Below are 22,867 nucleotides of genomic sequence, written 5' to 3'. Positions count from 1 at the left end.
ATTATGCCCAAGCTTGCGTTAGGCAGCTTATGCAGGCTGAACCGCTTTGTTTTTGAGCGCTTCATAAATTTTACCCCGCACAAAAGCGTCGAGTCCCATCGCATTTAGCAGGACGGCATAGTCAGCCGGAATATACAGCAGCTGCATTTCCCGTTCAGCGCACAATTCCTTAAGATGCGGATATAAGACCGAACGCATGAGAATGCTTCCGCCCCCGTAGACACAAATGAGGTCAATTTCATTCCGTGCCTTGGTGAGCTGTTTTTTGACATGCTGAACGATTTGTCTAACCTGGCTTTCGAGCGGCCTTCTTAACGTTTTGAGCGCTCTCGCGTGATATTTATGATTCGGGTTTTTGATGACGTCACTGAAAAATTGCCTTGGGCTATCCGGCAAATGAATAAGCCGGTTGAACTCTTGCAGCGCTTCTTCAATAGCATATCCTGTGCCGTGATGGCTGCCATGAACGAATTGACGCAAAAATTTATTGCCTTCGGTAATCGGATATTCCGTGGAGCCGTCTCCGATATCGACATGAAGAATCCGTTTATCTTTAAAATAGCTGCCGTTGAATTTTTTCTCGATTCCGTACGATTGGAGGAAGTCGTCAAAAATTTCTCCTTCTCTCCAACCCCCGGCAGCATCCTTCTGCAGCGTGAAAATAACCGGCGTCGCTTCCGGAACGACCTTAGCAAACGGGAATACGATTTTTACAGCTACGCGTTCGATGCCCAGATGCACGGTCACATGATGCGAGCCCGTAGTAAAACGCTTCTCGAACTTGGCCGAGGTCTCATCCGTATGCTGCGTGACTGGCAGAGCCGTGGCCATGTCGACCTCCACGTCAATATGCTCAGGAATCCTCTTCTCTTCTTCAAATGCTTTCTGAACAGCCGTCGCCGCAATTTGAGCCAGCGTATTGATGATCGGCAAATCCATATCACTTTTCAAATCGATTCCGATCTGAAGATTATCCAAGATTTCGCCGCTTTCCAGCGCAAACTTCCCGATATAGTACATCCCCGGCCGTGCCGCAGGCGAATCGATCGTTACGACCAGCTGGTCCTGCAGATTTTTTATAAAGCTTTCTGGCGACTGCTCCTCGCTCCATGGAAGCTCGTCCACCGTGCAATTCACATTCGGCTGCTGAATCAATTTGCCGTCGATAATCAGATCATGCTCGCTGTTTCCGTTATCGTTACCTACAAAGAAATGAAAATTCATGATCGCTTTCCTCCTAGAAAAGGTTTTGGGAAACAAAATAAACGGTTTCCAAAATAAGTGCTTATGTGAAATACATTCCTTAGTAATACTTTGCCATACAAAGTGTTAGTTTGCATCAAACTTGAGTCCCAGAGCTCATTAATCTTTTCTCATCTATTTTTGTCGGAATATGATTTTATGAATCAATTATGCAGCGATGCTGTCGGCACCGCCTATTTTCGGCAAAAAAAGCTAACCCGCCGTCAACGGATTAGCTTCTTGGCCTTACTATTTAAACTAGTTGAATCGCTGCGGGAATTGCTTGATTATACCTTCCGAGAGGGCGTCAGCGAGCACAATGATATGATCCACACCCTTATCGAAGGCGGCAACATCGGCTTTCCAATCCTTTTGGAGCCTAGCCGCTACATCGCTTGAGAGCAGCTGCAAATGCGTATATAACAGCCCTTTAAGCTGATTATCCGTCCAATTTGGGTTGGCGCTGCTAAGAAAGGCTGCAATATCATCCGCATTTTTGTGCCATTCTTTGTTAAATTTTTCTGCATCTGCCTGATTTCCGCTCTTTAACGCGCCGACTAATTTGCCTGCAATAGCGATATGATCCCGCAGGAGCGCAGCCAGCTTATCGCCTGCTGCCTCGCCGTAATAAGGCTTGATCGCATTTCCGATATCCTGCTGGTTTCTCAGCAGCCTCTCCAACACGACGGACTGATCCTCGAGTCCAGCCAATGCGCTCACTACGTAGCTTCTCGTCCATACCACATGGTCAGACCACAGCCTTCTCATATCTTCCTTTAGCTTTACAGCGGCTGGACTTACACAACCTTGACGTTCATGCCGGTGATCCATAGCGCTAGCCTCTGCTCTGAGCGGTGCAGCGCTAAAAGCCATAGTTACGCACATGACCGTGACGATAAGCAGTTTGCTCTTCATAAGTACCTTCTCCTTTATGTAGTGAATGGAATAGCCGGTTATAGTGTTGACTATTCCATTAGTTTCATTCATGAAGAGAGCCTAGGAGCCTATGAACGAATTTGCAGAGAATAAATATCCGTCCGGCGATCCCGGAACGTTAATACCTCTTTCGACTTGCGATGACGCTGCAAAATCTCCATATCGACCTCAGCCATAATCACCGCTTCCGTATTTTCGCTGCACTCGCCTGCTATTCCGTCGCGCGGGAAAGAGAAATCCGTTGGCGTGTAGACGCCGGACTGCGCATATTGAATATCGACATTGTCGACATGCGTCAGATTGCCGACCGTGCCTGATGTGACTGTAAATACCTGATTCTCAATAGCGCGCGCCTGCGCGCAATATTTCACGCGAAGAAAGGTTTGCCTGTCCTCCGCACAGAACGGAACGAAAACAATCTGTGCCCCCTCCTCCGCGACGATACGCGAGATTTCCGGATATTCAATATCGCTGCTTAGCTGAATCGATATTTTCCCGCAATCGGTATCGAACACCTCGAGCTTCGAGCCGCCGTTAATTCCCCACCACTTGCGCTCATTTGGCGAAATATGCAGCTTATATTGCTGTTCGATCGTGCCATCGCGGCGGAATAAATGGCCTACGTTATAAATCCGGTTATTTTGTTCAATAAAATGAGAGCCGCCAATAATGTTGACATTATATTTAACCGCTAATTCCGTAAACAGCTCGACATATTGCTCCGTAAACGTGCTCAGCTTCCTTACCGCCAAGCTTGGTGAGCGCTCCTCCAGATATGACAGCAGCTGCATTGTAAAATTTTCCGGAAATACAACAAAGTCCGACTTATAATCGGCCGCGACGTCGACATAATGCTCGCATTGCATAGCGAATTCCTCGAAGGAGCCGATCTTTTTCATCATATATTGAACTACGCAAATGCGAACAGGGAAGGAACGCTTATAATGTGTTTTGCTGTTACTCAGCTTATACTCGATATTGTTCCATTCCAGCAAAGCCGCATAATGCATAGAATCGTTGTCATCCGGCAAATAATTCGTAATGATTCGCTTCAGCGTGAACCCGTTCATCATCTGGAAGGTAAGCACGGGGTCGTAAATGTTTTGCTGCAATACTTCCTCCGCGTACTCTCTTGGAGACATCTTATCGCTATACTTGTGGTAACCCGGAATACGTCCACCGACAATGATGCTCTTCAGATTCATCTTCTCCGCTAGCTGCTTGCGCGCTTCGTAAAGCCGTCTGCCGATCTTCATCCGGCGATATTCGGGATGCACCATAACCTCCATCCCGTACAGGCTCTCCCCGCGCGGGTTATGATTGCGAATAAAGCCCTTATCCGTAATTTCGGAATACGTATGCTGCTCCAAATAATCGTCAAAGTTGACGATCAGGCTTGAACAGGAGCCTATAATTGCGCCATCCAGCTCCACGCATATTTGCCCTTCCGGGAAAATCCGAATGTGGCTCTCCATTTGACTCTTCTGCCAAGCATGCATGTTAGGAAAGCACACCAGCTGCAATTCAATAATCTTCTCAATATCCGTGGCTTCAATATTACGAATGATCATTTTTTTCTCGAATTGCGAAATTTGGTCTGATGTCATATAGGCTCCTCATTTACATGTTTTGCTTCATTATAGGCTTCAAACTTTTCACGTGTATTAGAGCACCGTAAATGGTTTGTAAACTTTACACAGGCGGCAAGCGGAGTTTCGGCTGCAGATGTGCGGATGCCGGAAAAGAAAAGACCGACGAAGCTGAGTATTATTCTACTCAGCCTCATCGGTCCGTATGCGGTATGAATGATTAATTTGCCTTTATTTCAAGCAGCTCATATTTAATAACGCCCATCGGCGCGTTAACGTTAATGATGCTGCCTACGCCTTTGCCTAGAAGCTCCTTGCCAAGCGGACTTTCATAAGAGATCTTATTATCGGCGACGTCCGCCTCTTCCGTACCTACGATTTTATACGCAATCTTCTCGGAAAACTCAATATCGTTTAGAATGACGGTCAAGCCAATGCTAGCCTTCGATAAATCCAAACCCTCCGCTTCGATCACGCGAGCCTTCTTCAGCATCTTATCCAATATAAGAATTCTCGTTTCCATAAACGACTGATCGTTTTTGGCGGAATGATACTCGCTGTTTTCCTTCAAATCGCCATAACTAATGGCTAATTTAATCCTTGCGGCTAATTCCTTCCGCTTTACGTATTTAAGATCATCCAGCTCGGCCTGCAATTGCGCTAAGCCCTCTTTGGTCAAAATTACTTCGTCGCTCGACATTTAAACAACTCCCATTTGCTTTCTTGCTCTAATTCTACCCTATATCCCGGAAATATGCGAAGAGCGATGTAATTGCTCAAGCGGCGCCGCATTTCCAAATACGGGAGCAGCGCCATGAGGAGATGCCGCCCAGCAAACCGCATTAGCGATGACACGTAATATGTCCTTATTATAATAAGTTGGATGCGTTTCATGGCCGGGCTGGAAATAAAATATTTTTCCTTGTCTGCGGTAAAACGCGCATCCGCTTCGGAATACCTCTCCGCCTTGGAACCAGCCGACAAAGATCAGCTCATCCGGCGCCGGAATATCGAAAAATTCGCCATACATTTCTTCATGCTCCAGCTCTATATATTCACCAATTCCTGAAGCGATCGGATGCGCGGGATCGACTACCCAGATGCGCTCCCTTTCCTCTGCCTCCCGCCACTTAAGGTTGCAGGTTGTTCCCATCAGCTTCTTAAACAGCTTGGAGAAATGCGCGGAATGCAGTACAATGAGCCCCATCCCATCGAGTACCCGCTCATAAATACGCTCAACAACCTCATCGCTTACTTGCTCATGAGCCAAATGCCCCCACCAAATCAAGACATCGGTATGGTCTAATACATAAGAGGTTAGCCCATGCTCCGGCTGCTCTAGTGTAGCCGTTTGAATCTGAAAGCCATAGGGTGCCAATCCATCGGCAATGGCAAGATGAATGCCTTTCGGGTACACGGCAGCAACCTCCGCATTTTCCTTCTCGGCTACATATTCATTCCAGATTGTCACTCGAGCGGAACTTTTCTCGCAATACGTCCTACCGCCGATCACCGCTTTGATCATTCGCTATTCTCCTTGCTGCAATCCGTGTTTCTTCTATACTATGTATCCGGCCTTAAAGGGTGATTGCCCATATGAAAGTGGCTTATACAGTGAGATTTGTCATGAGACGGCGAAAGAGCTGCAGGATGAACGGTAGACCACATCATCCAAAGCATGGATTGATCCGCCGTAAGCATAGAAAAGCGTACCCGAACGAGCGGGTACGCTTTTCTCGCAAATAGAGCCTTAATCCTGAACAAGCCGCAGAGCTGCAGAGCTTTTCTATCCCTGTATGAGCTCTTTGGATTTTTTGATCTGTTTGCTTCGCAACTGCCCGCAAGCGGCGTCAATATCCGTACCATGCTCGAGGCGAACGCTGCAGCTAATGCCTTGTTTCTTTAGCGTATCGTAGAATGCCCGCACCGTTTCCCGATCGGTTCTTTGGTACTGGCTATGCTCGTCGACAGGATTATACGGAATGAGATTAACGTTAGCCAAATTCCGCCGGTCGCCGATCAGCTCCGCAAGCTCAAGAGCATGCTCTCTCTGATCGTTTACATCCTTCAGCAAAATATACTCAAGCGTAATTCTCCGATTTGTTTTCTCCAAATAGTAATCAATGGACTTCATTAATTTTTTGATAGGAATGGCACGGTTAATTTTCATAATCCGCGTTCTCAGCTCATCATTTGGCGCATGCAAAGAGACCGCAAGGTTAACCTGCAAATCTGAATCGGCAAATTCCACGATTTTATCCGCAAGGCCGCTGGTCGATACCGTAATATGTCTGGCTGCGATCGCCAGCCCCTTTTGGCTTTTGATAACCCCGATAAAATCCGAAAGGTTCTTATAATTGTCGAACGGCTCGCCAATGCCCATGACGACCACATGGCTCACCCGCTCATCCTGCTGCGCCTGATCCAGATGAAGCTGAACCTTCATAATTTGCTCGACAATTTCTCCGCTGGACAGATCGCGGCTTTTCGCCAGCAACCCGCTCGCGCAAAAGCTGCAGCCAATGTTACAGCCTACTTGGGTCGTGACGCAAACCGATAAACCGAATTTATGTCTCATTAATACCGTCTCAATTAAATTGCCGTCCTTCAGCTTGAACAAAAACTTATTTGTTCCGTCCGCTGATTGCTGCCGGGTGTGCTCGCTAAGCGTTTGAATGACAAAATGCTCGGACAATAACCGGATGCATTCTTCTTTCACATCGGTCATTTCAGCGAAATCTGTTACCCGCTTCCGGTAAAGCCAATCCCAAACCTGCGAAGCCCGAAATTTTGTGTAGCCATATTCCATCAGCCATTCCGTCAATTGATCAAACGTCAATCCATAAATGGACTCTTTATTCATGTGTTACCCTCTTTTCAAAACTTCAAAATACAAACCTATTCTACCTAGCCCGCCGAAACAAACAATCTGCTTATTATTGTCCCAAAATTGCTGCATTAAAACAAGTGGAGATCGACTGTTTATTTCAGTATTTAATCGTAAGTACAACGACTGACATTGGAGGCAGTGCAGCCGTAAAGCTTTGGCCAGTCACCGTTACTCCGTAGAAAGGAGCCGGTTTTATCGCGTCCGGTTGTTGAAAAGTATTGTGCGTATGCATATCGCTGCTCGTTAAAATAGTTCCGTAGATGGTTCCCTTCCTGCTTTCCTTGCCGCGCAAATGCACTTCCACGTCGGCTCCAGCCGTCGGACTGATATTGCACAGGCTGATGTGAATGGCTCCTGCAGCATCTTTCGACGCCGATACGCTCACCTGAGGCAGCTGTTCCCCGTTGAATTCATACATGCCGCTTTGAAACTGAATTTCCAGCCGTTCCGCATTCTGATGTACTTTATACATTTCAAATACATAATAGCTCGGGGTGACAATCATCATCGCCCCTTGCGTTAAGATCATCGCCTGCAGGACGTTGACCGTTTGGGCAATGTTCGCCATCTGTACCCGATCGCTATGATCGTTAAATATATTCAAGGTTATCCCGGCCACCAATGCATCGCGGAGCGTATTTTGCTGATAGAGAAACGAGGGATCCGTTCCGGGCTCGACATCATACCAGGTTCCCCACTCGTCTACGATAAGCGCCACCCGTTTGTCCGGATCGTATTTATCCATAATCGCCGCATGCCCCGTAATAATATCATCGATAAACAGAGCCTTTTTCATCGTGATAAACCATTCATCTTCTGTGAACACCGTTGCCGAGCCTTTGTGCTCCCATGTACCGGGTACCGTATAATAATGCAGGCTCAGTCCATCCAAGAAGCGCGCCGCTTCACGCATCATGACCTCGGTCCAGTCGTAATTTGTATCTATGCCTCCGCTGGCAATTTTAAATATTTGATTATCCCCGTAATTGTAGATAAAGGTCTGATATTTCCGGTAAAGATCCGCGTAATATTCGGGCCTCATATTACCGCCGCAGCCCCAGTTTTCATTGCCGATTCCAAAATATTTCAAGCGCCACGGCTGCATCCTGCCATTCGCCTGCCGCCAAAGCGCCATCGAGGATCCCCCCGGATATGTCATATACTCGATCCATTCCGACATTTCCTGCACCGTGCCGCTTCCCACGTTGCCACAAACATACGGCTCGCACTGCAGCATGTCGCATAAGAGCATAAATTCATGCGTGCCAAAATGATTGGTTTCCACGACCTCCCCCCATGAAGAGTTAACCGTCCGTTTGCGATATTCCCGCGGACCGACGCCGTCCATCCAGTGGTAATACTCCGCAAAGCATCCGCCCGGCCATCGCAGCACAGGAACCTGGATCCTTCTCAGCGCGTTCAGCACATCGTTTCGAATGCCGTAAGTATTGGGAATCGGTGAATGCTCTCCCACCCAAATGCCTTCGTAGATGCATCTGCCGAGATGCTCCGCAAAATGACCGTAAATATTTTTATTAATGGTGCTTGTAGTCATATCAGTGTTAATGAGCAGCGTATTGCCCGCCAATCTCCCCTTAGAAATGTTCACTTATCTTCACCCGCCATAAACATTGTTATCATATAATCACCCGTTCTTCGTTAGGATAAAGAGCCGGCTTCCGTATATCTATACCATGATATGGCTGAGCAGCGCATATTATCATGCTTTCTTTATAAATTTCGGACTATAATTGCCCCTGAAAATCAGATGGAAGTTGGGGGGAAAGTGGTACTTGACATCCAAATCTTCAACATTTATGATCAAATAAACTGTTATTATTTTTTCCACAGTTAATACATACATCTCAGCCGTTTGACTTGCATCGGATTGGGCTGAATTGCAATATTGCTGCAGTATCATACTAAACAAAAACGATAATTGGAGGAAATCAGAATGAGTCAACAAAATGTACAATCGGAAGTTTTGAAGGTGCTTGAAGAGCGCCACTCGGTCAAAGAATATCAAGCCGGGCATAAAATGCCTAAGGAGCATCTGGAACAATTGCTCCTATCTGCTGTACAAGCGCCTTCCTCTTGGAATTTGCAGCATTGGAAATTCATCGTTATCGAGGATCAGGCTTATAAAGAAAAGCTGCACCCGATTGCATACGGCCAAAAACAAATTATTGAAAGTTCCGTCGTTATCGCGGTTTTAGGCGATCTGGAAGCGAATAAAAATGTCGAGACCGTGTTTGGTCCTCTTGTTGCTGCAGGCCATATGCCTAAAGAGCTTAAAGATACCCTTGCCGGTCAAATCGAAGGCGCGTACCAGCATCCCCAGGTTGCCCGCGATGAAGCGATCCGCAATGCTTCTCTAGCTGCCATGCAGCTGATGATCGCTGCGAAGGCGCTTGGTTATGATACATGTCCGATGGGCGGATACGACGCCGCTCGTTTCGTTAAAGAATTTAACGTACCTGAGCGTTACGTGCCTGTTATGCTGATCAGCGTAGGCTTGGCAGCTACACCAGCCAGACCTTCCTCAAGGCTCAACTTGGAGCAAGTCACAGTGTCCAACACTTTCTAACCATTTCTCATAAATCTAAAAGCATCAAACCATTAAAAAGGCATGAGACCCCTGCTCAAAGGTGTCTCATGTCTTTTATATTATTCCGGTTCAGCATAAATGCCGGGAACATTAACATGAAATTTGAAAACCCGCCCGGAGGTTTGCGGGCCAAAGGTTGGTTTTCTTTCAGTATTAATTTAATGTAATCCTATGTTTTTTATCGGATAAGGTTGATTTTGTTGTGCATACGGTGTACTATTCAGTTTACTGACCTAGTCGGATACAATAAAAAGGATAGATGAAAGGGGATTTTTATATGAAAAAAATAAGTCTAGTTACATTATTGCTCGCGCTAACCTTGGTTTTACTGGCAGCATGCGGCAAAAATTCGAATTCCGCATCTCCTGCTGAAACGTCGAACCCGGAAACTCAAAACTCGCTGGAAGCAATCAAGGCCAGTGGCAAACTAAGAATTGGCACAGAAGGAACATACGCTCCGTTTACATTCCATGATAAGGACGGGAAGCTTACTGGGTTTGACATAGAAATCGCGGAAGAAGTAAGTAAACGTCTAGGTGTCGAGCCTGAATTTATAGAGACGCCATGGGATGGTATTTTTGCGGGGCTTGATGCCAAGAGATTCGACGCCGTGTTTAATGAAGTTACGATTCGGGATGATCGTAAAGAAAAGTACGATTTCTCCGATTCCTACATCGTCTCCAAAGCAGTACTGCTGGTTCATGAAGATAACAATGAAATCAAGAACCTGGCCGATCTTAAAGGCAAGAAGTCCGCTCAATCGCTAACGAGCAATCTGACGGATATTGCCAAAGAGAACGGCGCCGAGATCGTGGGCACGGAAGGCTTTAATCAAGCGATCGACCTGTTGTTATCGAAACGTGCAGATGCTACCATTAATGACGGCCTGTCTTATCTCGATCTAAAGAAGCAGAAGCCTGATGTGAAAATTAAAGTGGTAGACGAAACAGCCGAGGCTTCATATAGCGCAGCACTCTTTCGGAAGGGGAACGACGATCTGATCAAAGCCGTAAACGAAGCCCTGGCTGCGATGAAAAGTGATGGAACTTATCTGACCATTTCCGAGAAATATTTCGGAGCCGATGTTTCTAAATAAAAAAAAAGCGATTCAAAGGATGTTTATACGATGGACGACCGTCAAATCCAAATTATAATGGATTCATTCTGGCCCCTGCTTAAAGCAGGGGTTGTTTTAACCATTCCGTTGACTTTGATTACATTTGCACTTGGCTTAATACTGGCCGTTCTTACTGCGCTTATCCGATTGTCCTCTTGGACAATCCCCAAGTTTATAGCACGCTTCTACGTGTGGGTCATCAGGGGAACTCCGCTCTTGGTACAGCTGTTTATCATTTATTACGGGCTGCCTAGTGTGGGCATTACGCTTAGTCCGTATTTGTCGGCAGTTATCGGGCTTTCGCTAAGCGTGGGTGCCTACGGCTCGGAAATCGTACGTGCGGCAATTTTGTCGATCCAGAAGGGGCAGTGGGAAGCTGCCTATTCGCTCGGGATGTCCCGTATGCAGGCGCTGAGGCGTATTATTCTCCCTCAAGCTGCACGAGTGTCCATTCCTCCGCTCGGTAACTCCTTTATCAGTCTTATTAAGGATACATCACTTGTGGCTAGCATTACCTTTGTCGAAATGTTCAGGACCGCACAAGAATATGTCGCTCTTACCTACGAACCATTGCTTTTATATTGTGAAGTGGCAGTCATTTATTTAGCATTCAGCTCCGTTCTGTCACTACTGCAAAATTACGTGGAAAAACGCCTCGAACGTTTCTCTGCCAGCTAAAGGAGACTGTACGAATGATCGAAATTCGTGGTTTGCATAAAGCTTACGGTTCTCTGGAAGTGCTAAAGGGTATTGACCTCACCTTGTCAAAAGGAAAAGTGCTTGTCATCATCGGTCCATCCGGATCGGGGAAAACAACGCTGTTGCGTTGCTTAAACCTGCTGGAAATGCCCGACCGAGGTTCACTTAAGCTCGGGGAGAACATCTTTGAGTTTCATGAGCGAGCGAGAATCCCCCAAAAGAACATTCTAGCTTTGCGCAAAAATACGGGAATGGTGTTTCAGTCATTTAATTTATTCCCGCACATGACTGCTCTTGAGAACGTGATGGAAGCGCAAATGACCGTACAAAAGAAGAACAAGAGCGAGGCCCGGAAACGTGCAGAGGTTCTGCTGGAGAAGGTGGGTCTGGCCGATAAAGCCAGCTCCTATCCGCATAAACTGTCGGGAGGACAGCAGCAGAGGGTAGCTATCGCCCGGGCCATGGCCATCGATCCGGAAGTGCTGCTGTTCGACGAGCCGACGTCTGCACTTGATCCCGAATTGGTCGGAGAAGTGCTAAAGGTTATGAAGCAGTTGGCAGCCGAAGGTATGACCATGGCGATTGTAACGCATGAAATGAAATTCGCTGCGGATGTAGCCGACCATATTCTTCTCATGGACGATGGACTTATTATCGAGCAAGGCTCCCCGCATGAGGTGCTTAATAACCCAAAAACTTCACGAGCCGTTCAATTTCTTAATCACCTAAACGGGAAATCAGATGAATAGCAGAAAATGCCGGGAACAGAAATCAAGATGATTTCTGTTCCCGGCATTTTTAGATGGAATGGTTTTAGAATACGGAAGCAACGGTGTCTTCAACCTGCTTCAATATATCCTTAAGCGCTGCTTCGCCTGCACTAGGAACACTTCCAAAGAGCAAATGCGCTACGGGTTCGATCCCCGTGAACTCAAAGATTCCAGTATCGGACGTGATTTTAAGTCCAGCCGTCATTCCGATTTGATCGTAAATTTCTTTAGGCATACCGTGCGTATTAATGATAAGGCCTTTCTTGCCTTTCAGCAGCTTATCGATTCCTTCTGCACCGTAAGCATAGGCAAAACCATATGAAAATACACGATCTACATAACCTTTCAGAATAGCGGGCAACCCTGTCCACCAGATCGGATAAATAAATGTAATCGTATCCGCTTGTTCGATAAATTGCTGCTCTGTTTTAATATCCGCTGGCGTTTGCCCGGCTTTCATAGCTGCGGTATCTTGCGGTTTCAGTACAGGCTGGAAATCGATGTCATACAAATCACGCACGGTAACCTCATGACCCTTTTTCTTTAAAGCTTGAACCGTAGTTTCCAATATGGCGTGGTTAAAGCTTTCAGGGTGTGGATGGGCATAGACAATTAGATGTTTCATTAAAAAACCTCCGTTAATTTTAATAAAAATACTGCCATCATTCTTCCCCACTCATAGACATCTATTCATTTTCCAAAAAATAGGTTCTTTCAGAAAAACTAGAACCTGTCATAAATGCGATCCAACAACCATTCAAGCTGTTCTCTCTGCTCACTCGATAATCCGCCATAGATGACAGCATTTAGCGAACTCTCTTTCAAAAAATAGTTCCCAAAACTTATTTGTATATGGTAAACTATTTTGCATCGAGGAAACTTTTTGAGTCAAGTTCTTGCATATATATCGAACTTTTGCAAAGGAAGAGATTCTCATTCAACAAGGAGGCGTACAGGATGTTAAAAAACAAAAAAATGGCAGAAGTTGGTTTGTCCACTCTTTTTATTGCAATGCGGGTGCTTTTCGGGTTGGGCTGGCTGTTGGCTGGTATTACGAAAATTACAAATAAGTCATGGTTTAGTGAACCGGGGGTATTTTTAGCGGATTATTTGCACCATGCGCTGAACAAAGAAAATGTTCCGGTGTTTCATAAGCATTTGATCGAAAATATAGCATTAGAGAATGTTATGTTTTTTAATTATGTTATCCCCATTGTACAAATAGCAGTAGGCATTGTTATATTATTAGGATTAATGACACTTCCCTCTATATTTATTTGCCTTTTTATGCACATTAATTTTATTCTATCAGGAAATATAAATTTAATGAGTCTTGTTTTATATACGAGCGCTTTTACTTTGCTGCTTGGACGAAAGTATATTTACCGACTGAGCCTGGACCGATATTTGGGGACGGAAAAGTTGTTTAACCCTAATCGCGCTAAAGCGGCGAGCCTTATTCAGGCAGATTGACTAATGGGACACACTCTTTTTAAATGAAAAACCTTTGCACTATAGCCGCCTGCTCGAACCATCGCGGGCAAGCGGCTCTGTTACTTCTTGCAGCAGGTATTGCCACTATATCAAATTCCCCTTTAACACCTCCTGCTTAATATAATCAGCCTGCCAATAAGCAAGAGCCCCAATCGTCTCCGTTGGATTAAAGGCGGACATCGTCGGAAATAAGGAATTTCCGGCAACAAACAAATTGCTGACGCCATGAACTTTGCCGTACCTGTCGGTTACCGATACCCTCTCGTCCTCACCCATTCTCGTTCCGCCACTTGGATGCGACAGTTCCCATGGCGGCTGAACGTCGTTAAGTCCCCATATCTTTTGCGCTTTGGCTGCTTGCAGGATTTCGATCATCTTCGAATAAAAGAAACGCTGCATCTCATTAATCTGATCGCTCCAACTAAAGGTAAGTCTCGGGAGAGGGAACCCGAGCCCATTTTTCGCTTTGGGATCAAGATCGATGAAGTTCGTAAGCAAGGGAGGATCGGTCAGCAGTGAAAAAATAGAATAATAACGACTGAAGGTTTTTGTGACAAACTCTTTAAATGATGGTCCCCAGGCTGGTACGCCTTCGGGCAGAGGAATGTTTTTCACGAATTCAATGGGCTGCCCCGCTGCTCCTGCTGCTTTAGCTCCGAATATATAACCGCCCATAATGAACCCAAGCCCTGAATGGTCAAAACGGTCTTCCGTATAATTCGTAATGGTCATAAGCGTCTCGGAAGGCCCGATATGGACATTCATCCGTTCATCAAACAAACCGGCCACTCCAGTAAACGGATGATGATGAAAATATTTGCCTACTTGACCGAACTGATTACCAATGCCGTCCGGGGCATATTGATTTCTTGACAGAAGCAGCAGCCAGACATTATAAAATGTATTGGCTGCAATAATGACAATGCTTGCTGTGAGCTCATAGACCGTTCCATTCGAATCCATACAGATCACTCCGTCTGCTTGCTGCGGAGAGCTCATCGTAATTTTGTATACGTAACGGTCCGTAAGCATCGTGAAATTCGGATTTTTCAGCGCTTCCTTAAGTTCCGTCACTCTTGTGCTTGATTTTGCATCTACCGTACATTCATAACCCATACAGAAGCCGCAATATCCCGTTCGCTTTCTCCCCTGATAATCGCGGCTGTTAATGCCCGCCGGCATTGGATACGGTTGATAGCCCAGCTCCCTGCTCGCCTGCGCAAAGTGATTGGTTGCAAATCCTTGCTCAATCGGAGGCATTGGATACGGCTTCGATCTAGGAGGCCCGTACAGCATCTGGGAGGCATCTCCGGAGACGCCCAGCCTATATTCAAACTTGGTGTAATAAGGCTCCAAATCTTCATAAGAAAGCGGCCAATTGGCAATGGCCCCGTTCGGGACTTGACCCCAAACATCCAGTGCTTTGAAGACGGACGGCTCGAAACGAAAGCTTGCTCCTCCCCAGTGATTCATATTGCCGCCGGGGCTCCATCCGTCAAGCAGTGAAGTAATACGGGGGAATATTTTTTGCGTTGCCGCGCGCGAATGCGGTCGCCACGTCATGCCCCCGGTCCTCGGCGTAGCCCATAGAAGATTCTGGCGAACCGGAAAGCGAAGCTCATCCATCGATACGTCTTTTGTTTCCTGCATCGGGCCCCGTTCCAGCACGCAAACGGATAAACCCGAATCGCTCAGTTCCCTGCCGAGAATGCCGCCAGCCGCACCCGCTCCGACAATAATTACGTCATAATCAGGTTTCTTCTTCATACGCGATCCCTTCTAGCGAATAGTACACCGTCGGAAGCTGGACTTCATTAAGGGTTTCCGGAGGATGAAAGGTCGGTCCCGCATAACCCAACATGCGCCATCCTAATGCCTCGTAATTGCCGCCGTAAATCGGATCGCTGAACATTCCCTCCAGCGTATGATCCCTTAATAGCTGAAAAAATTCACTATTTTCATACATTTTCAGTAAGTCGGTCAGTTGATTCCCGTTAAGCTGAAGTAATTTCGTATGATATATGTGTTCGGCTCCTTCGTTCAGCTGGTGCAGCCCTTTATGATAAATTTTAACGAAAAAAGGATTGCTTTTCATATCCCTCAAAATAAACTCATACACCTTTGCCTCACAAGCACCAGGAAAAATAGTTTCCGTCAACATCTGGATCATTTGTATTTCTTCATTGGAAATCAGTGTGCTCTCCCCCTTATCTACAGCCTCAATTATTTAAATTATATTTTAGGATCCGTCATATAATGTATCGAGGTGATAATGGTGTACAAAAATACTTTTACGGAAGCTGCCGCTTATGCAAGAATCTATGCTCCTTTCGAATTGAATATACGAATTGCCCCTATTGAGCGATTGCCGGAAATCGGTATGGACATAATGGCATTATCGAAATATCCCGTTTTGTATGTTACCAGAACCGGATATATCCCTTTTGCTACAAAATCGGAGATTATGAGGCGCTGCTCAGCGAATTTATTTTTGCTTGGCGGTGAAGAAAGCATTTCGGAATGGGTGGCGTACGCATTATCCACTTTAACGAAAGGGAAAGTATATCGAATAATAGAATGCTGCACAACGAATGAAAATCGGTAAAAGCTCTTCAAAGATAAAGACAAAGCCGATATAATATAGTCATAGACATAATTCGACACTGACTTCAGCATAGATACTGCAAAACTTGGAGGATTTTCTTTTGATCGATGTAACGCATGAAAAACGTCTTTATCATCTGCTTAAAAACTGCGGTCATACTTCACACACGCATTTATACTATCTTGGCGATAAGGAATGGTTCTGGGATACTGCTCACGAAGCGTTAATCGTATATCGCTCGGTCGGAAAGAGAAGAATCGTGCTTGGCGACCCCATTGGAAAATCCCCCGAGTCTACTAGACGAGTCGTCGAGCAGTTTATGACAGACTGCCTTGAAAATAAGCGGATACCGGTCTTCTACCAGGCAAAAGCTGCATTTCTTCCGCTGTATGAGAAATTGGGGCTGCAATTCGTCAAAATTGGAGAAGAAGCTCAAGTAGACTTGTCCAGTTTTCATTTGAACGGCAAGCACTGGCTTAAGCTGCGAAACCGCATAAATAAATTTCTGCGCAATGGTTATTCCTTTCAAGTCATGCTCCCGCCTTATTCCGATTCGTTCCTGAATCGTCTTCAAGCTATATCGGATGAGTGGCTCAGTGACCGGAAGGAGAAAAGCTTCTCTGTCGGATCTTTTTCACCGGATTATGTGAGCCGTTTTCCCGTTGCCGTACTTGTTGGCCCTGATGGCAATTACGAGGCGTTCGTTTCGATCGCAGGCGACCATCACCCGCTCCGAGCCGCTCAGGAAGAGGCGCCGGTTTGCCGGAAAATAACGGTAGACTTGATGCGCTATACGAAAGCATGTCCGCATGGCACAATGGATGTTCTGTTTATTTCATTATTCAAGTGGGCCCAAGAAAATAAGTATGACTTCTGCAGCTTGGGCATGGCCCCCTTGGCAAACGCGGGTGATTTGCTCATTGTCAAACTGCTCTACAAGTATGGGAACAAGCTGTATAACTTTAAAGGTTTGTATGATTATAAAAATAAATTCGCGCCAAAATGGGAGGATGTCTACTTAGTCTATCAACCTGCCACCATTCCCATTACGGTTGCGCTGCTTGCCCTTATCATTCATAGACCTTGCGCCAATCAGCTTTCGCAAGACAAAATCACTTCCAAGCTTTACATGAACGGGAGCTCTATTTCAAGGAAACGGGCCTAACCGGGGAACGCTTTTAAGTATTGCTTGCATGAAATAAAACTAAGACAGAAGCGCCGATTCCATGGCAATGGAACCGGCGCTTTTTCGTAATGATCATCCGATTGATTTGTATCGGTTTGCTTTCCTAGCTTTTGGACTATCACCGAAAATTGTATTTGGGCATATTTTGATGATATCCGGCTTTTACGCAAACATGAAACAACAGCTAGGGAGGAAGAGTGCTGATGAATAATCATTCTATAGTTATTAATATAAGATCGCGGCCATCCCAAAATGATTTTGGCAAGCGAAAAAAGGCCTTAATTTTACAAGGCGGCTATCTCCCCCATCAACCTAAAGAAATTGCGGAAATTCTTGCAGGATTGCTGCGCCAGGCAAACTTTGAGGTCGAAATTTCAGATACATTGGATATTTTGCTTGACCAGGAAAAATTACGGCAGACGGATTTGATCGTTCCCGATTGGACGGCTGGAACGATCACGAAAGAGCAGCTGGCTTCCTTGCTTGACGCTGTCAGGAATGGAACCGGCTTAGCCGGGATGCACGGCGGCATGGGGGATGCGTTTCGTTGTGAAATCGAATACCAGCTCATGGTAGGCGGACAGTTTGCCGCTCATCCCGGAGGAGCGGGAATCACCTATCAGGTCCGCGTTTGCAATCGGAATCACCCTATAATGGCCGGAATTCAGGACTTTGAAGTGACTAGCGAGCAATACTACATGCTTGTTGACCCGGCCAACGTAGTGCTTGCAACCACCTGTTTCGATCGGGTTCATCCCCCGGAAGTTTGGAGAGAAGTGGTCATGCCGGTCGTATGGACAAAAAAATACGGGAAAGGCCGCGTTTTTTACTGTTCTTTAGGACATTCCTTGGATGTTGTAACAAAGCCTGAAGTCCTGACTATGATGCAGCGGGGAATGGTTTGGGCTGCCCGGTGATGATCGAGAGGAAGTGACACCATGAGAATCTATATTGCAAATGACGGGCATACTCTGCGAAATATCGCGAATCAACATCAGATTCCAGTCGCGGAACTCAAATTTCTGAACCCGGATATTAAGGAGCCTGACCGCAATATTGGAGGCAAACCGATTAGGCTCCCGCCGTTAAACGAGGCGGGCAGGAGCCGGCTTTATATTCCCCCCGCCTGCCCGCCTGCCCCTCCGACAGGCTATTTGGATCAATGGATTCCGCTTACCCGGATAGAGGAGATGGAGAAGACCGACTATGACGTATTGATCGTTGGCACCGGGGCGGGAGGCAGCGCCGTTCTTTGGAGGCTATGCGAGCAGTTAATTGCAAATGGCAAGCGGATCGGTGTCGTTGAGGCTGGCGATCTTTTATTGCCGACGCATGCGCAGAATCTCCCTACGTTAAATGTGGAACGATTCGTACAACTATTTACAAACCCTAAAATTTCGATACCGATTGGCAAGACCATCCCGGACTTTCCGGCGGCTACGATGCTTTATGCGCTTGGGGGAAGAACGTTGTTTTGGTCCGCCGTCTCTCCCCGCATGCATCCTTCGGTGCTGAGAAAGTGGCCGGTCCCATTGAAAGAGATGAGTTATTACTACAATATCGCCGAAGAGGTGATGAATGTTAGCCGCGATTACACCAAGGGCTCTTCGATCACGGAAGTCCTCGTGAACCGGCTTCGTGGAGGCGGCTTTACCGAAGCGGCAGGTTTTCCGCTTGCGGCCGATTTAGCGCCGACAAAATATGGACAGATTCATTCCAATGTATTTTTTAGCGCCATGGATTTATTTGGGTACTCATTAAACCGCAGGTCTTTTGATTTGGCTGTGAAAACCCGTGCAGTGAAGGTGCTCCACGAAAATGGGAAAGTTGTTGGCATAGAGGCGATGAACTCGGAAAAGAAATCGTTTTTTCTCAAATCGAAGACCGTGGTTTTGTCGGCTGGGGCTCTCAAAACGCCGCAAATTCTGCTTCATTCGGGGATTCAAGGAAGAGCAATCGGTCATTATCTCTCCAATCATTCTTTTATCATGGCGCATGGAATGCTGGAAAGGGCGGATTTTTCCGAGCTATTGGGGGCGCTTGGCATTTTAATCCCTCAAACGGATGAGCAGCCTTTTCAAATTCAACTTTATGGACCTGGTGCTGATTTTTGGTACAGTTATGAAGATCCGCCTTTACAGAAGGAATTGGGAGTTCGGTTTGAAGGTTTTGGCATGGTGGAATCGCGGTTTCAAAATCACATGTATTTGAACCCGAATAACCGGGATGAATATGGGGTACCGGAAATACAAATCGATTTCTCTTACAGCGAAAAGGATAAAGAAATTATTGAGCAAGTTGCCCAGGCGGTAAGACGAGTTTCCGGGGTCATTAAAGCGCCTTTGGTTTCAAAGAACGGCCGGACTGATCTTTGTCTGATGCCTGCGGGGCAAGATAATCATGTGTCGGGAACTTGCCGGATGAGTAATGACAGCAGCGATGGGGTGACGAGCCCTTATGGCGAAGTGTTTGGCGTAGCAGGCTTATTTGTGGCCGATAATAGCGTTCTCCCTCCCATGGGGGCCTCCAATCCGACTTTATCAACGGTATCCCTTGCAATACGTACGGCAGATTACATGATCACGAAATTAAGTTAATCTTTTGGAAGCCGCCTCATTTGTATTATACTTTGCTATATGACAAATTGAACTGGAGTGGTGAAATGACAATGAAAATCGAGATGATGTCCAGATTTATCTCTTATGCACAAGTTGAAACACAGTCCGATGAGTCCAGCAGCACTTGCCCCTCCACACCGGGACAACTGACGCTAGCCCATATGCTCGTTGAGGAATTGAAAGCCATCGGCATGCATGAGATTACGATGGATTCAAACGGCTATGTCATGGCGACTCTTCCAGCCAATACCGACAAGCAAATCCCGACAATCGGTTTCCTTGCCCATATCGATACGGCTACTGATTTTACAGGCTCCGGCGTAAAGCCCCAAATTATAGAGCAATATGACGGGCAGGACATCGTCTTGAACGAATCGCTGAATATCGTTCTATCGCCGCGCGATTTTCCGGAGCTTGCCGGCTATAAAGGCCAAACGTTGATTACTACGGACGGCACCACCCTGCTTGGCGCCGACGATAAAGCTGGCATTGCCGAGATAATGACAGCTATGGCCTATCTGATTCAACATCCTGAGCTGAAGCACGGCAGAGTTAGAGTCGCCTTCACTCCGGATGAAGAAATCGGCAGAGGTCCGCATAAGTTTGATGTGACCGCCTTTGACGCTGTCTATGCCTATACGATGGACGGCGGCCCCCTTGGCGAGCTTCAGTACGAGAGCTTTAACGCGGCGGCTGCGCTTATTACGTGCAAGGGCAAGAACGTTCACCCAGGAACAGCTAAAGGCAAAATGGTCAATGCCGCCAAAATCGCGATGGAGCTTCACGCAAGGCTGCCTGAGGATGAAACGCCTGAGCGGACAGAAGGGCACGAAGGTTTTTACCATCTAACCTCCATTCAGGGCGACGTTGAGCAAACGCAGCAGCGTTATTTGATACGCGATCACGACCGTAATCGGTTTAACGAGAGAAAATTGGAGCTTGCCCGCATTGTCGAAGAGCTAAAGGCAAAATACGGGGAAGAGCGCATAACGCTTGAAATCAGAGACCAATACTTCAACATGAGGGAGAAAATCGAGCCTGTCAAAGAAGTCGTGGATATCGCGGAGCAAGCCATGAAGAATCTCGGTATTCAGCCGATCATTCAACCGATTCGGGGCGGTACGGACGGCTCTCAGCTATCCTACATGGGATTGCCGACACCGAATATATTTACAGGCGGAGAAAATTATCACGGCCGATTCGAGTATGTCTCGGCTGACACGATGGTGCAGGCTGTACATACGATAATCGAAATCGTTAAGCTGTACGAACAAAAAGCTTAGAAGCATGCGCGGCACCTTTCGTGCCGTTATTAACCGTACAGGCTGCCGCAATGATTTGCCGGCAGCCTGTTTATAATGAGTTGTTTCTTATGATTTCGATTTACATTTGCCTATATTTGCTTTGATAAAAGGGGTAACATATTTCCTGGTTCTACTTGACTAACCGATAAACTCTGGCTTCGTATGGCCGTAACGATATTTTCCGGATATTGTCTTCAGGAGCAACCGGATAGTTTGAAATTAATAGCTCTGAAGAAGTATATTTTATATTTCTGGGCAGGCTGCACGTTGTTTCTTCCGGAAATAGATTTACAATAATCAGTAGTTTTTCATGGTCAAGCGATCTTGTATAAGCATAAATTTCCTTATGATTTGGCAGAATGAGATCGTAAGTGCCGTATATTGCAACCGGGTCCGTTTTTCGCAATTGGATCAGTTTTTTGTAATAATGATAGATGGAATCAGGATTTTGCAGCGCCTTTTGGACATTGATTTCTTTATAATTTTGATTAACCGCAAGCCAAGGGGTCCCCTCTGTGAATCCAGCATACATCTGATCATTCCACTGCATTGGTGTTCGGGAATTATCCCGGCCATTTTTCCAAATGATCTGCATAATGTCATCATGGCTTTTTCCGTTTTCCATTTCGATCCGATACATATTTTTCGCCGAGACATCGTTGTATTCTTCAATCGATTCAAATTGTACGTTGGTCATCCCGATTTCCTGGCCCTGGTAAATAAACGGGGTTCCCTGCATCAGAAAATACATGGTAGCAAGCGCTTTGGCAGACTTGTCCCAATTGGTGCGATCGTCACCCCAAGTGGAAACGGAACGGGGCAGGTCATGGTTTTCCATAAACAACGCATTCCAACCGCTTCCCTCCAGCCCTTTTTGCCACCTGGAAAGTGTTTTCTTAAGCGTATGGAGATCCAAACCACCGTCTACGCTTTTCTCCCAAAGTCCATTTGTTTCAAATTGAAAAATCATATTGAATTTTCCATTTTGTTCTCCGACCCATTGCTCAGCATCCTCAATACTTACCCCACCTGCTTCTCCAACGGTCATACAATCATATTTATCAAAGGTCTCCCGCTTTAGCTCTTCGAGAAATTCATGAATACCTTCACGGTTTCTGTGCCCCTCGAACGAAGGTACAAAGCTAAGCTTGTTCGGGTTAGGCAGGTCGGGAAAGCCCGGTACTTTCTTGATATGAGTAATCGCATCGATACGGAAGCCGTCTATTCCTTTACCAAACCACCAGTTGACCATCTCATACAGCTCTTGACGGACCTTTGGATTTTCCCAATTTAAATCGGGCTGCTTCTTGGAGAAAATATGCATAAAATATTGCTCGGTATGCGAGTCGTATTCCCAGGCCGAACCGCCAAATATGCTCTCCCAGTTGTTTGGCTCGGCACCGTCCTTCTCGTCGCTCCAAATGTAGTAGTCCCTTTTGGGATTATGTTTACTGGAACGGGATTCGATGAACCAAGGGTGTTCGTCTGAAGTATGGTTAATCACTAAATCTAAAATCAGCTTCATCCCCCGCTGATGGACCTCATGAAGAAGCCGGTCGAAATCGTACATGGTACCGAACTCGTCCATAATGTCCTGAAAATCCGATATATCATACCCGTTATCGTCATTTGGAGATTTGTACATCGGACAGATCCAGATGACGTCAATTCCGAGCTCCTTTAAATAATCCAGCTTGGAATTGACCCCTTGCAAATCGCCGATGCCATCCCCATTGCTATCCATAAAACTGCGCGGATAAATTTGATAAGCGATTGCTTCTTTCCACCAATTGCTCCCCACTGCATTCG

At 46.3% G+C, this 22,867-nt stretch carries 22 protein-coding genes; 11 read left to right on the top strand and 11 right to left on the bottom strand.

Features of this window, described 5'->3' with window-relative positions; translation table 11 throughout:
- Nucleotides 1-27: 27 nt before the first annotated feature.
- The 7 genes from ASG81_RS02190 to ASG81_RS02160 all read right to left on the bottom strand — a co-directional run bounded on the left by ASG81_RS02190 (nucleotide 28) and on the right by ASG81_RS02160 (nucleotide 8,212).
- Nucleotides 28-1,224: a ParM/StbA family protein gene (locus tag ASG81_RS02190; protein WP_056628525.1), complete on the bottom strand. Its 1,197-nt coding sequence runs from the start codon at nucleotides 1,222-1,224 to the stop codon at nucleotides 28-30.
- A 276-nt stretch (nucleotides 1,225-1,500) separates the two neighbouring features.
- Nucleotides 1,501-2,157: a hypothetical protein gene (locus ASG81_RS02185; protein ID WP_056628523.1), complete on the bottom strand. Its 657-nt coding sequence runs from the start codon at nucleotides 2,155-2,157 to the stop codon at nucleotides 1,501-1,503.
- A gap of 89 nt (nucleotides 2,158-2,246) precedes the next feature.
- Complete coding sequence (locus ASG81_RS02180) at nucleotides 2,247-3,785, bottom strand: bifunctional GNAT family N-acetyltransferase/carbon-nitrogen hydrolase family protein (protein ID WP_056628520.1); 1,539 nt, start codon at nucleotides 3,783-3,785, stop codon at nucleotides 2,247-2,249.
- A gap of 202 nt (nucleotides 3,786-3,987) precedes the next feature.
- The gene (greA, locus tag ASG81_RS02175) at nucleotides 3,988-4,467 is read right to left on the bottom strand and encodes a transcription elongation factor GreA (RefSeq protein ID WP_056628517.1); all 480 of its coding nucleotides are present in this window, start codon (nucleotides 4,465-4,467) and stop codon (nucleotides 3,988-3,990) included.
- Nucleotides 4,468-4,506: 39 nt separating this feature from the next.
- Nucleotides 4,507-5,292, bottom strand: a complete 786-nt coding sequence (locus tag ASG81_RS02170) for a ThuA domain-containing protein (RefSeq protein ID WP_056628514.1) — start codon at nucleotides 5,290-5,292, stop codon at nucleotides 4,507-4,509.
- A 261-nt stretch (nucleotides 5,293-5,553) separates the two neighbouring features.
- Nucleotides 5,554-6,630 (bottom strand): 23S rRNA (adenine(2503)-C(2))-methyltransferase RlmN, encoded by a 1,077-nt coding sequence (gene rlmN, locus ASG81_RS02165; protein WP_056628511.1) that lies wholly within the window; start codon nucleotides 6,628-6,630, stop codon nucleotides 5,554-5,556.
- Nucleotides 6,631-6,754: 124 nt separating this feature from the next.
- A complete protein-coding gene (locus ASG81_RS02160; protein ID WP_056628856.1) occupies nucleotides 6,755-8,212 on the bottom strand; it encodes an alpha-N-arabinofuranosidase in 1,458 nt (485 codons plus the stop codon).
- A 399-nt stretch (nucleotides 8,213-8,611) separates the two neighbouring features.
- Here ASG81_RS02160 and ASG81_RS02155 point away from each other — a divergent pair, with 399 nt between their 5' ends.
- The 4 genes from ASG81_RS02155 (at nucleotide 8,612) to ASG81_RS02140 (ending at nucleotide 11,830) form a co-directional block, all read left to right on the top strand.
- Nucleotides 8,612-9,244: a nitroreductase family protein gene (locus ASG81_RS02155; protein WP_056628509.1), complete on the top strand. Its 633-nt coding sequence runs from the start codon at nucleotides 8,612-8,614 to the stop codon at nucleotides 9,242-9,244.
- Between the two features lie 298 nt (nucleotides 9,245-9,542).
- On the top strand, nucleotides 9,543-10,361 hold the full coding sequence (locus tag ASG81_RS02150; RefSeq protein ID WP_056628506.1) for an amino acid ABC transporter substrate-binding protein: 819 nt from the start codon (nucleotides 9,543-9,545) through the stop codon (nucleotides 10,359-10,361).
- A gap of 30 nt (nucleotides 10,362-10,391) precedes the next feature.
- Nucleotides 10,392-11,060 (top strand): amino acid ABC transporter permease, encoded by a 669-nt coding sequence (locus ASG81_RS02145; RefSeq protein WP_056628503.1) that lies wholly within the window; start codon nucleotides 10,392-10,394, stop codon nucleotides 11,058-11,060.
- 14 nt (nucleotides 11,061-11,074) lie between these two features.
- Nucleotides 11,075-11,830 carry an amino acid ABC transporter ATP-binding protein gene (locus ASG81_RS02140; RefSeq protein WP_056628500.1) on the top strand — a complete coding sequence of 252 codons (756 nt, stop codon included), beginning with the start codon at nucleotides 11,075-11,077 and terminating at the stop codon, nucleotides 11,828-11,830.
- Between the two features lie 64 nt (nucleotides 11,831-11,894).
- On the opposite strand, the gene ASG81_RS02135 is transcribed toward ASG81_RS02140, so the two are convergent.
- A complete protein-coding gene (locus tag ASG81_RS02135; protein ID WP_056628497.1) occupies nucleotides 11,895-12,476 on the bottom strand; it encodes an NAD(P)H-dependent oxidoreductase in 582 nt (193 codons plus the stop codon).
- Between the two features lie 332 nt (nucleotides 12,477-12,808).
- Here ASG81_RS02135 and ASG81_RS02130 point away from each other — a divergent pair, with 332 nt between their 5' ends.
- Nucleotides 12,809-13,324, top strand: a complete 516-nt coding sequence (locus ASG81_RS02130) for a DoxX family membrane protein (protein ID WP_056628494.1) — start codon at nucleotides 12,809-12,811, stop codon at nucleotides 13,322-13,324.
- Nucleotides 13,325-13,429: 105 nt separating this feature from the next.
- Here ASG81_RS02130 and ASG81_RS02125 read toward each other — a convergent pair whose 3' ends face one another.
- Nucleotides 13,430-15,112, bottom strand: a complete 1,683-nt coding sequence (locus tag ASG81_RS02125) for a GMC family oxidoreductase (protein ID WP_056628491.1) — start codon at nucleotides 15,110-15,112, stop codon at nucleotides 13,430-13,432.
- Nucleotides 15,096-15,515, bottom strand: a complete 420-nt coding sequence (locus ASG81_RS02120; protein WP_056628488.1) for a gluconate 2-dehydrogenase subunit 3 family protein — start codon at nucleotides 15,513-15,515, stop codon at nucleotides 15,096-15,098. Before ASG81_RS02120 ends, ASG81_RS02125 begins: the two co-directional genes overlap by 17 nt.
- A 102-nt stretch (nucleotides 15,516-15,617) precedes the next feature.
- Here ASG81_RS02120 and ASG81_RS02115 point away from each other — a divergent pair, with 102 nt between their 5' ends.
- From ASG81_RS02115 to pepT, 6 genes are all read left to right on the top strand, one after another.
- On the top strand, nucleotides 15,618-15,950 hold the full coding sequence (locus ASG81_RS02115; protein ID WP_155971115.1) for a hypothetical protein: 333 nt from the start codon (nucleotides 15,618-15,620) through the stop codon (nucleotides 15,948-15,950).
- Nucleotides 15,951-16,050: 100 nt separating this feature from the next.
- The gene (locus tag ASG81_RS02110) at nucleotides 16,051-17,115 is read left to right on the top strand and encodes a phosphatidylglycerol lysyltransferase domain-containing protein (RefSeq protein ID WP_056628483.1); all 1,065 of its coding nucleotides are present in this window, start codon (nucleotides 16,051-16,053) and stop codon (nucleotides 17,113-17,115) included.
- Between the two features lie 61 nt (nucleotides 17,116-17,176).
- Nucleotides 17,177-17,347: a hypothetical protein gene (locus tag ASG81_RS30560; protein WP_155971113.1), complete on the top strand. Its 171-nt coding sequence runs from the start codon at nucleotides 17,177-17,179 to the stop codon at nucleotides 17,345-17,347.
- Nucleotides 17,340-18,053, top strand: coding sequence for a ThuA domain-containing protein (locus ASG81_RS02105; RefSeq protein ID WP_081417071.1), 714 nt, complete (start codon nucleotides 17,340-17,342; stop codon nucleotides 18,051-18,053). The genes ASG81_RS30560 and ASG81_RS02105 overlap by 8 nt, the downstream gene beginning before the upstream one ends.
- A gap of 21 nt (nucleotides 18,054-18,074) precedes the next feature.
- Nucleotides 18,075-19,733, top strand: coding sequence for a GMC oxidoreductase (locus tag ASG81_RS02100; RefSeq protein ID WP_235548701.1), 1,659 nt, complete (start codon nucleotides 18,075-18,077; stop codon nucleotides 19,731-19,733).
- 71 nt (nucleotides 19,734-19,804) lie between these two features.
- Nucleotides 19,805-21,037 (top strand): peptidase T, encoded by a 1,233-nt coding sequence (gene pepT / locus ASG81_RS02095; protein WP_056628848.1) that lies wholly within the window; start codon nucleotides 19,805-19,807, stop codon nucleotides 21,035-21,037.
- A gap of 151 nt (nucleotides 21,038-21,188) precedes the next feature.
- On the opposite strand, the gene ASG81_RS02090 is transcribed toward pepT, so the two are convergent.
- Complete coding sequence (locus tag ASG81_RS02090; protein ID WP_155971111.1) at nucleotides 21,189-22,859, bottom strand: glycoside hydrolase family 13 protein; 1,671 nt, start codon at nucleotides 22,857-22,859, stop codon at nucleotides 21,189-21,191.
- Between the last annotated feature and the right edge of the window lie 8 nt (nucleotides 22,860-22,867).

This window comes from Paenibacillus sp. Soil522, from assembly GCF_001428245.1.
GTDB lineage: Bacteria > Bacillota > Bacilli > Paenibacillales > Paenibacillaceae > Pristimantibacillus.
Note: the sequence above shows the minus strand (reverse complement) of the source record. Positions and strands in the feature narration are given on the sequence as shown.

Coding starts and splice junctions, on each gene's coding strand:
- ASG81_RS02190 (WP_056628525.1), bottom strand. CDS start 1,224: ATGAATTTTCATTTCTTTGTAGGTAACGATAACGGAAACAGCGAGCAT.
- ASG81_RS02185 (WP_056628523.1), bottom strand. CDS start 2,157: ATGAAGAGCAAACTGCTTATCGTCACGGTCATGTGCGTAACTATGGCT.
- ASG81_RS02180 (WP_056628520.1), bottom strand. CDS start 3,785: ATGACATCAGACCAAATTTCGCAATTCGAGAAAAAAATGATCATTCGT.
- greA (WP_056628517.1), bottom strand. CDS start 4,467: ATGTCGAGCGACGAAGTAATTTTGACCAAAGAGGGCTTAGCGCAATTG.
- ASG81_RS02170 (WP_056628514.1), bottom strand. CDS start 5,292: ATGATCAAAGCGGTGATCGGCGGTAGGACGTATTGCGAGAAAAGTTCC.
- rlmN (WP_056628511.1), bottom strand. CDS start 6,630: ATGAATAAAGAGTCCATTTATGGATTGACGTTTGATCAATTGACGGAA.
- ASG81_RS02160 (WP_056628856.1), bottom strand. CDS start 8,212: ATGACTACAAGCACCATTAATAAAAATATTTACGGTCATTTTGCGGAG.
- ASG81_RS02155 (WP_056628509.1), top strand. CDS start 8,612: ATGAGTCAACAAAATGTACAATCGGAAGTTTTGAAGGTGCTTGAAGAG.
- ASG81_RS02150 (WP_056628506.1), top strand. CDS start 9,543: ATGAAAAAAATAAGTCTAGTTACATTATTGCTCGCGCTAACCTTGGTT.
- ASG81_RS02145 (WP_056628503.1), top strand. CDS start 10,392: ATGGACGACCGTCAAATCCAAATTATAATGGATTCATTCTGGCCCCTG.
- ASG81_RS02140 (WP_056628500.1), top strand. CDS start 11,075: ATGATCGAAATTCGTGGTTTGCATAAAGCTTACGGTTCTCTGGAAGTG.
- ASG81_RS02135 (WP_056628497.1), bottom strand. CDS start 12,476: ATGAAACATCTAATTGTCTATGCCCATCCACACCCTGAAAGCTTTAAC.
- ASG81_RS02130 (WP_056628494.1), top strand. CDS start 12,809: ATGTTAAAAAACAAAAAAATGGCAGAAGTTGGTTTGTCCACTCTTTTT.
- ASG81_RS02125 (WP_056628491.1), bottom strand. CDS start 15,112: ATGAAGAAGAAACCTGATTATGACGTAATTATTGTCGGAGCGGGTGCG.
- ASG81_RS02120 (WP_056628488.1), bottom strand. CDS start 15,515: ATGATCCAGATGTTGACGGAAACTATTTTTCCTGGTGCTTGTGAGGCA.
- ASG81_RS02115 (WP_155971115.1), top strand. CDS start 15,618: ATGGTGTACAAAAATACTTTTACGGAAGCTGCCGCTTATGCAAGAATC.
- ASG81_RS30560 (WP_155971113.1), top strand. CDS start 17,177: ATGGCAATGGAACCGGCGCTTTTTCGTAATGATCATCCGATTGATTTG.
- ASG81_RS02105 (WP_081417071.1), top strand. CDS start 17,340: ATGAATAATCATTCTATAGTTATTAATATAAGATCGCGGCCATCCCAA.
- ASG81_RS02100 (WP_235548701.1), top strand. CDS start 18,075: ATGAGAATCTATATTGCAAATGACGGGCATACTCTGCGAAATATCGCG.
- pepT (WP_056628848.1), top strand. CDS start 19,805: ATGAAAATCGAGATGATGTCCAGATTTATCTCTTATGCACAAGTTGAA.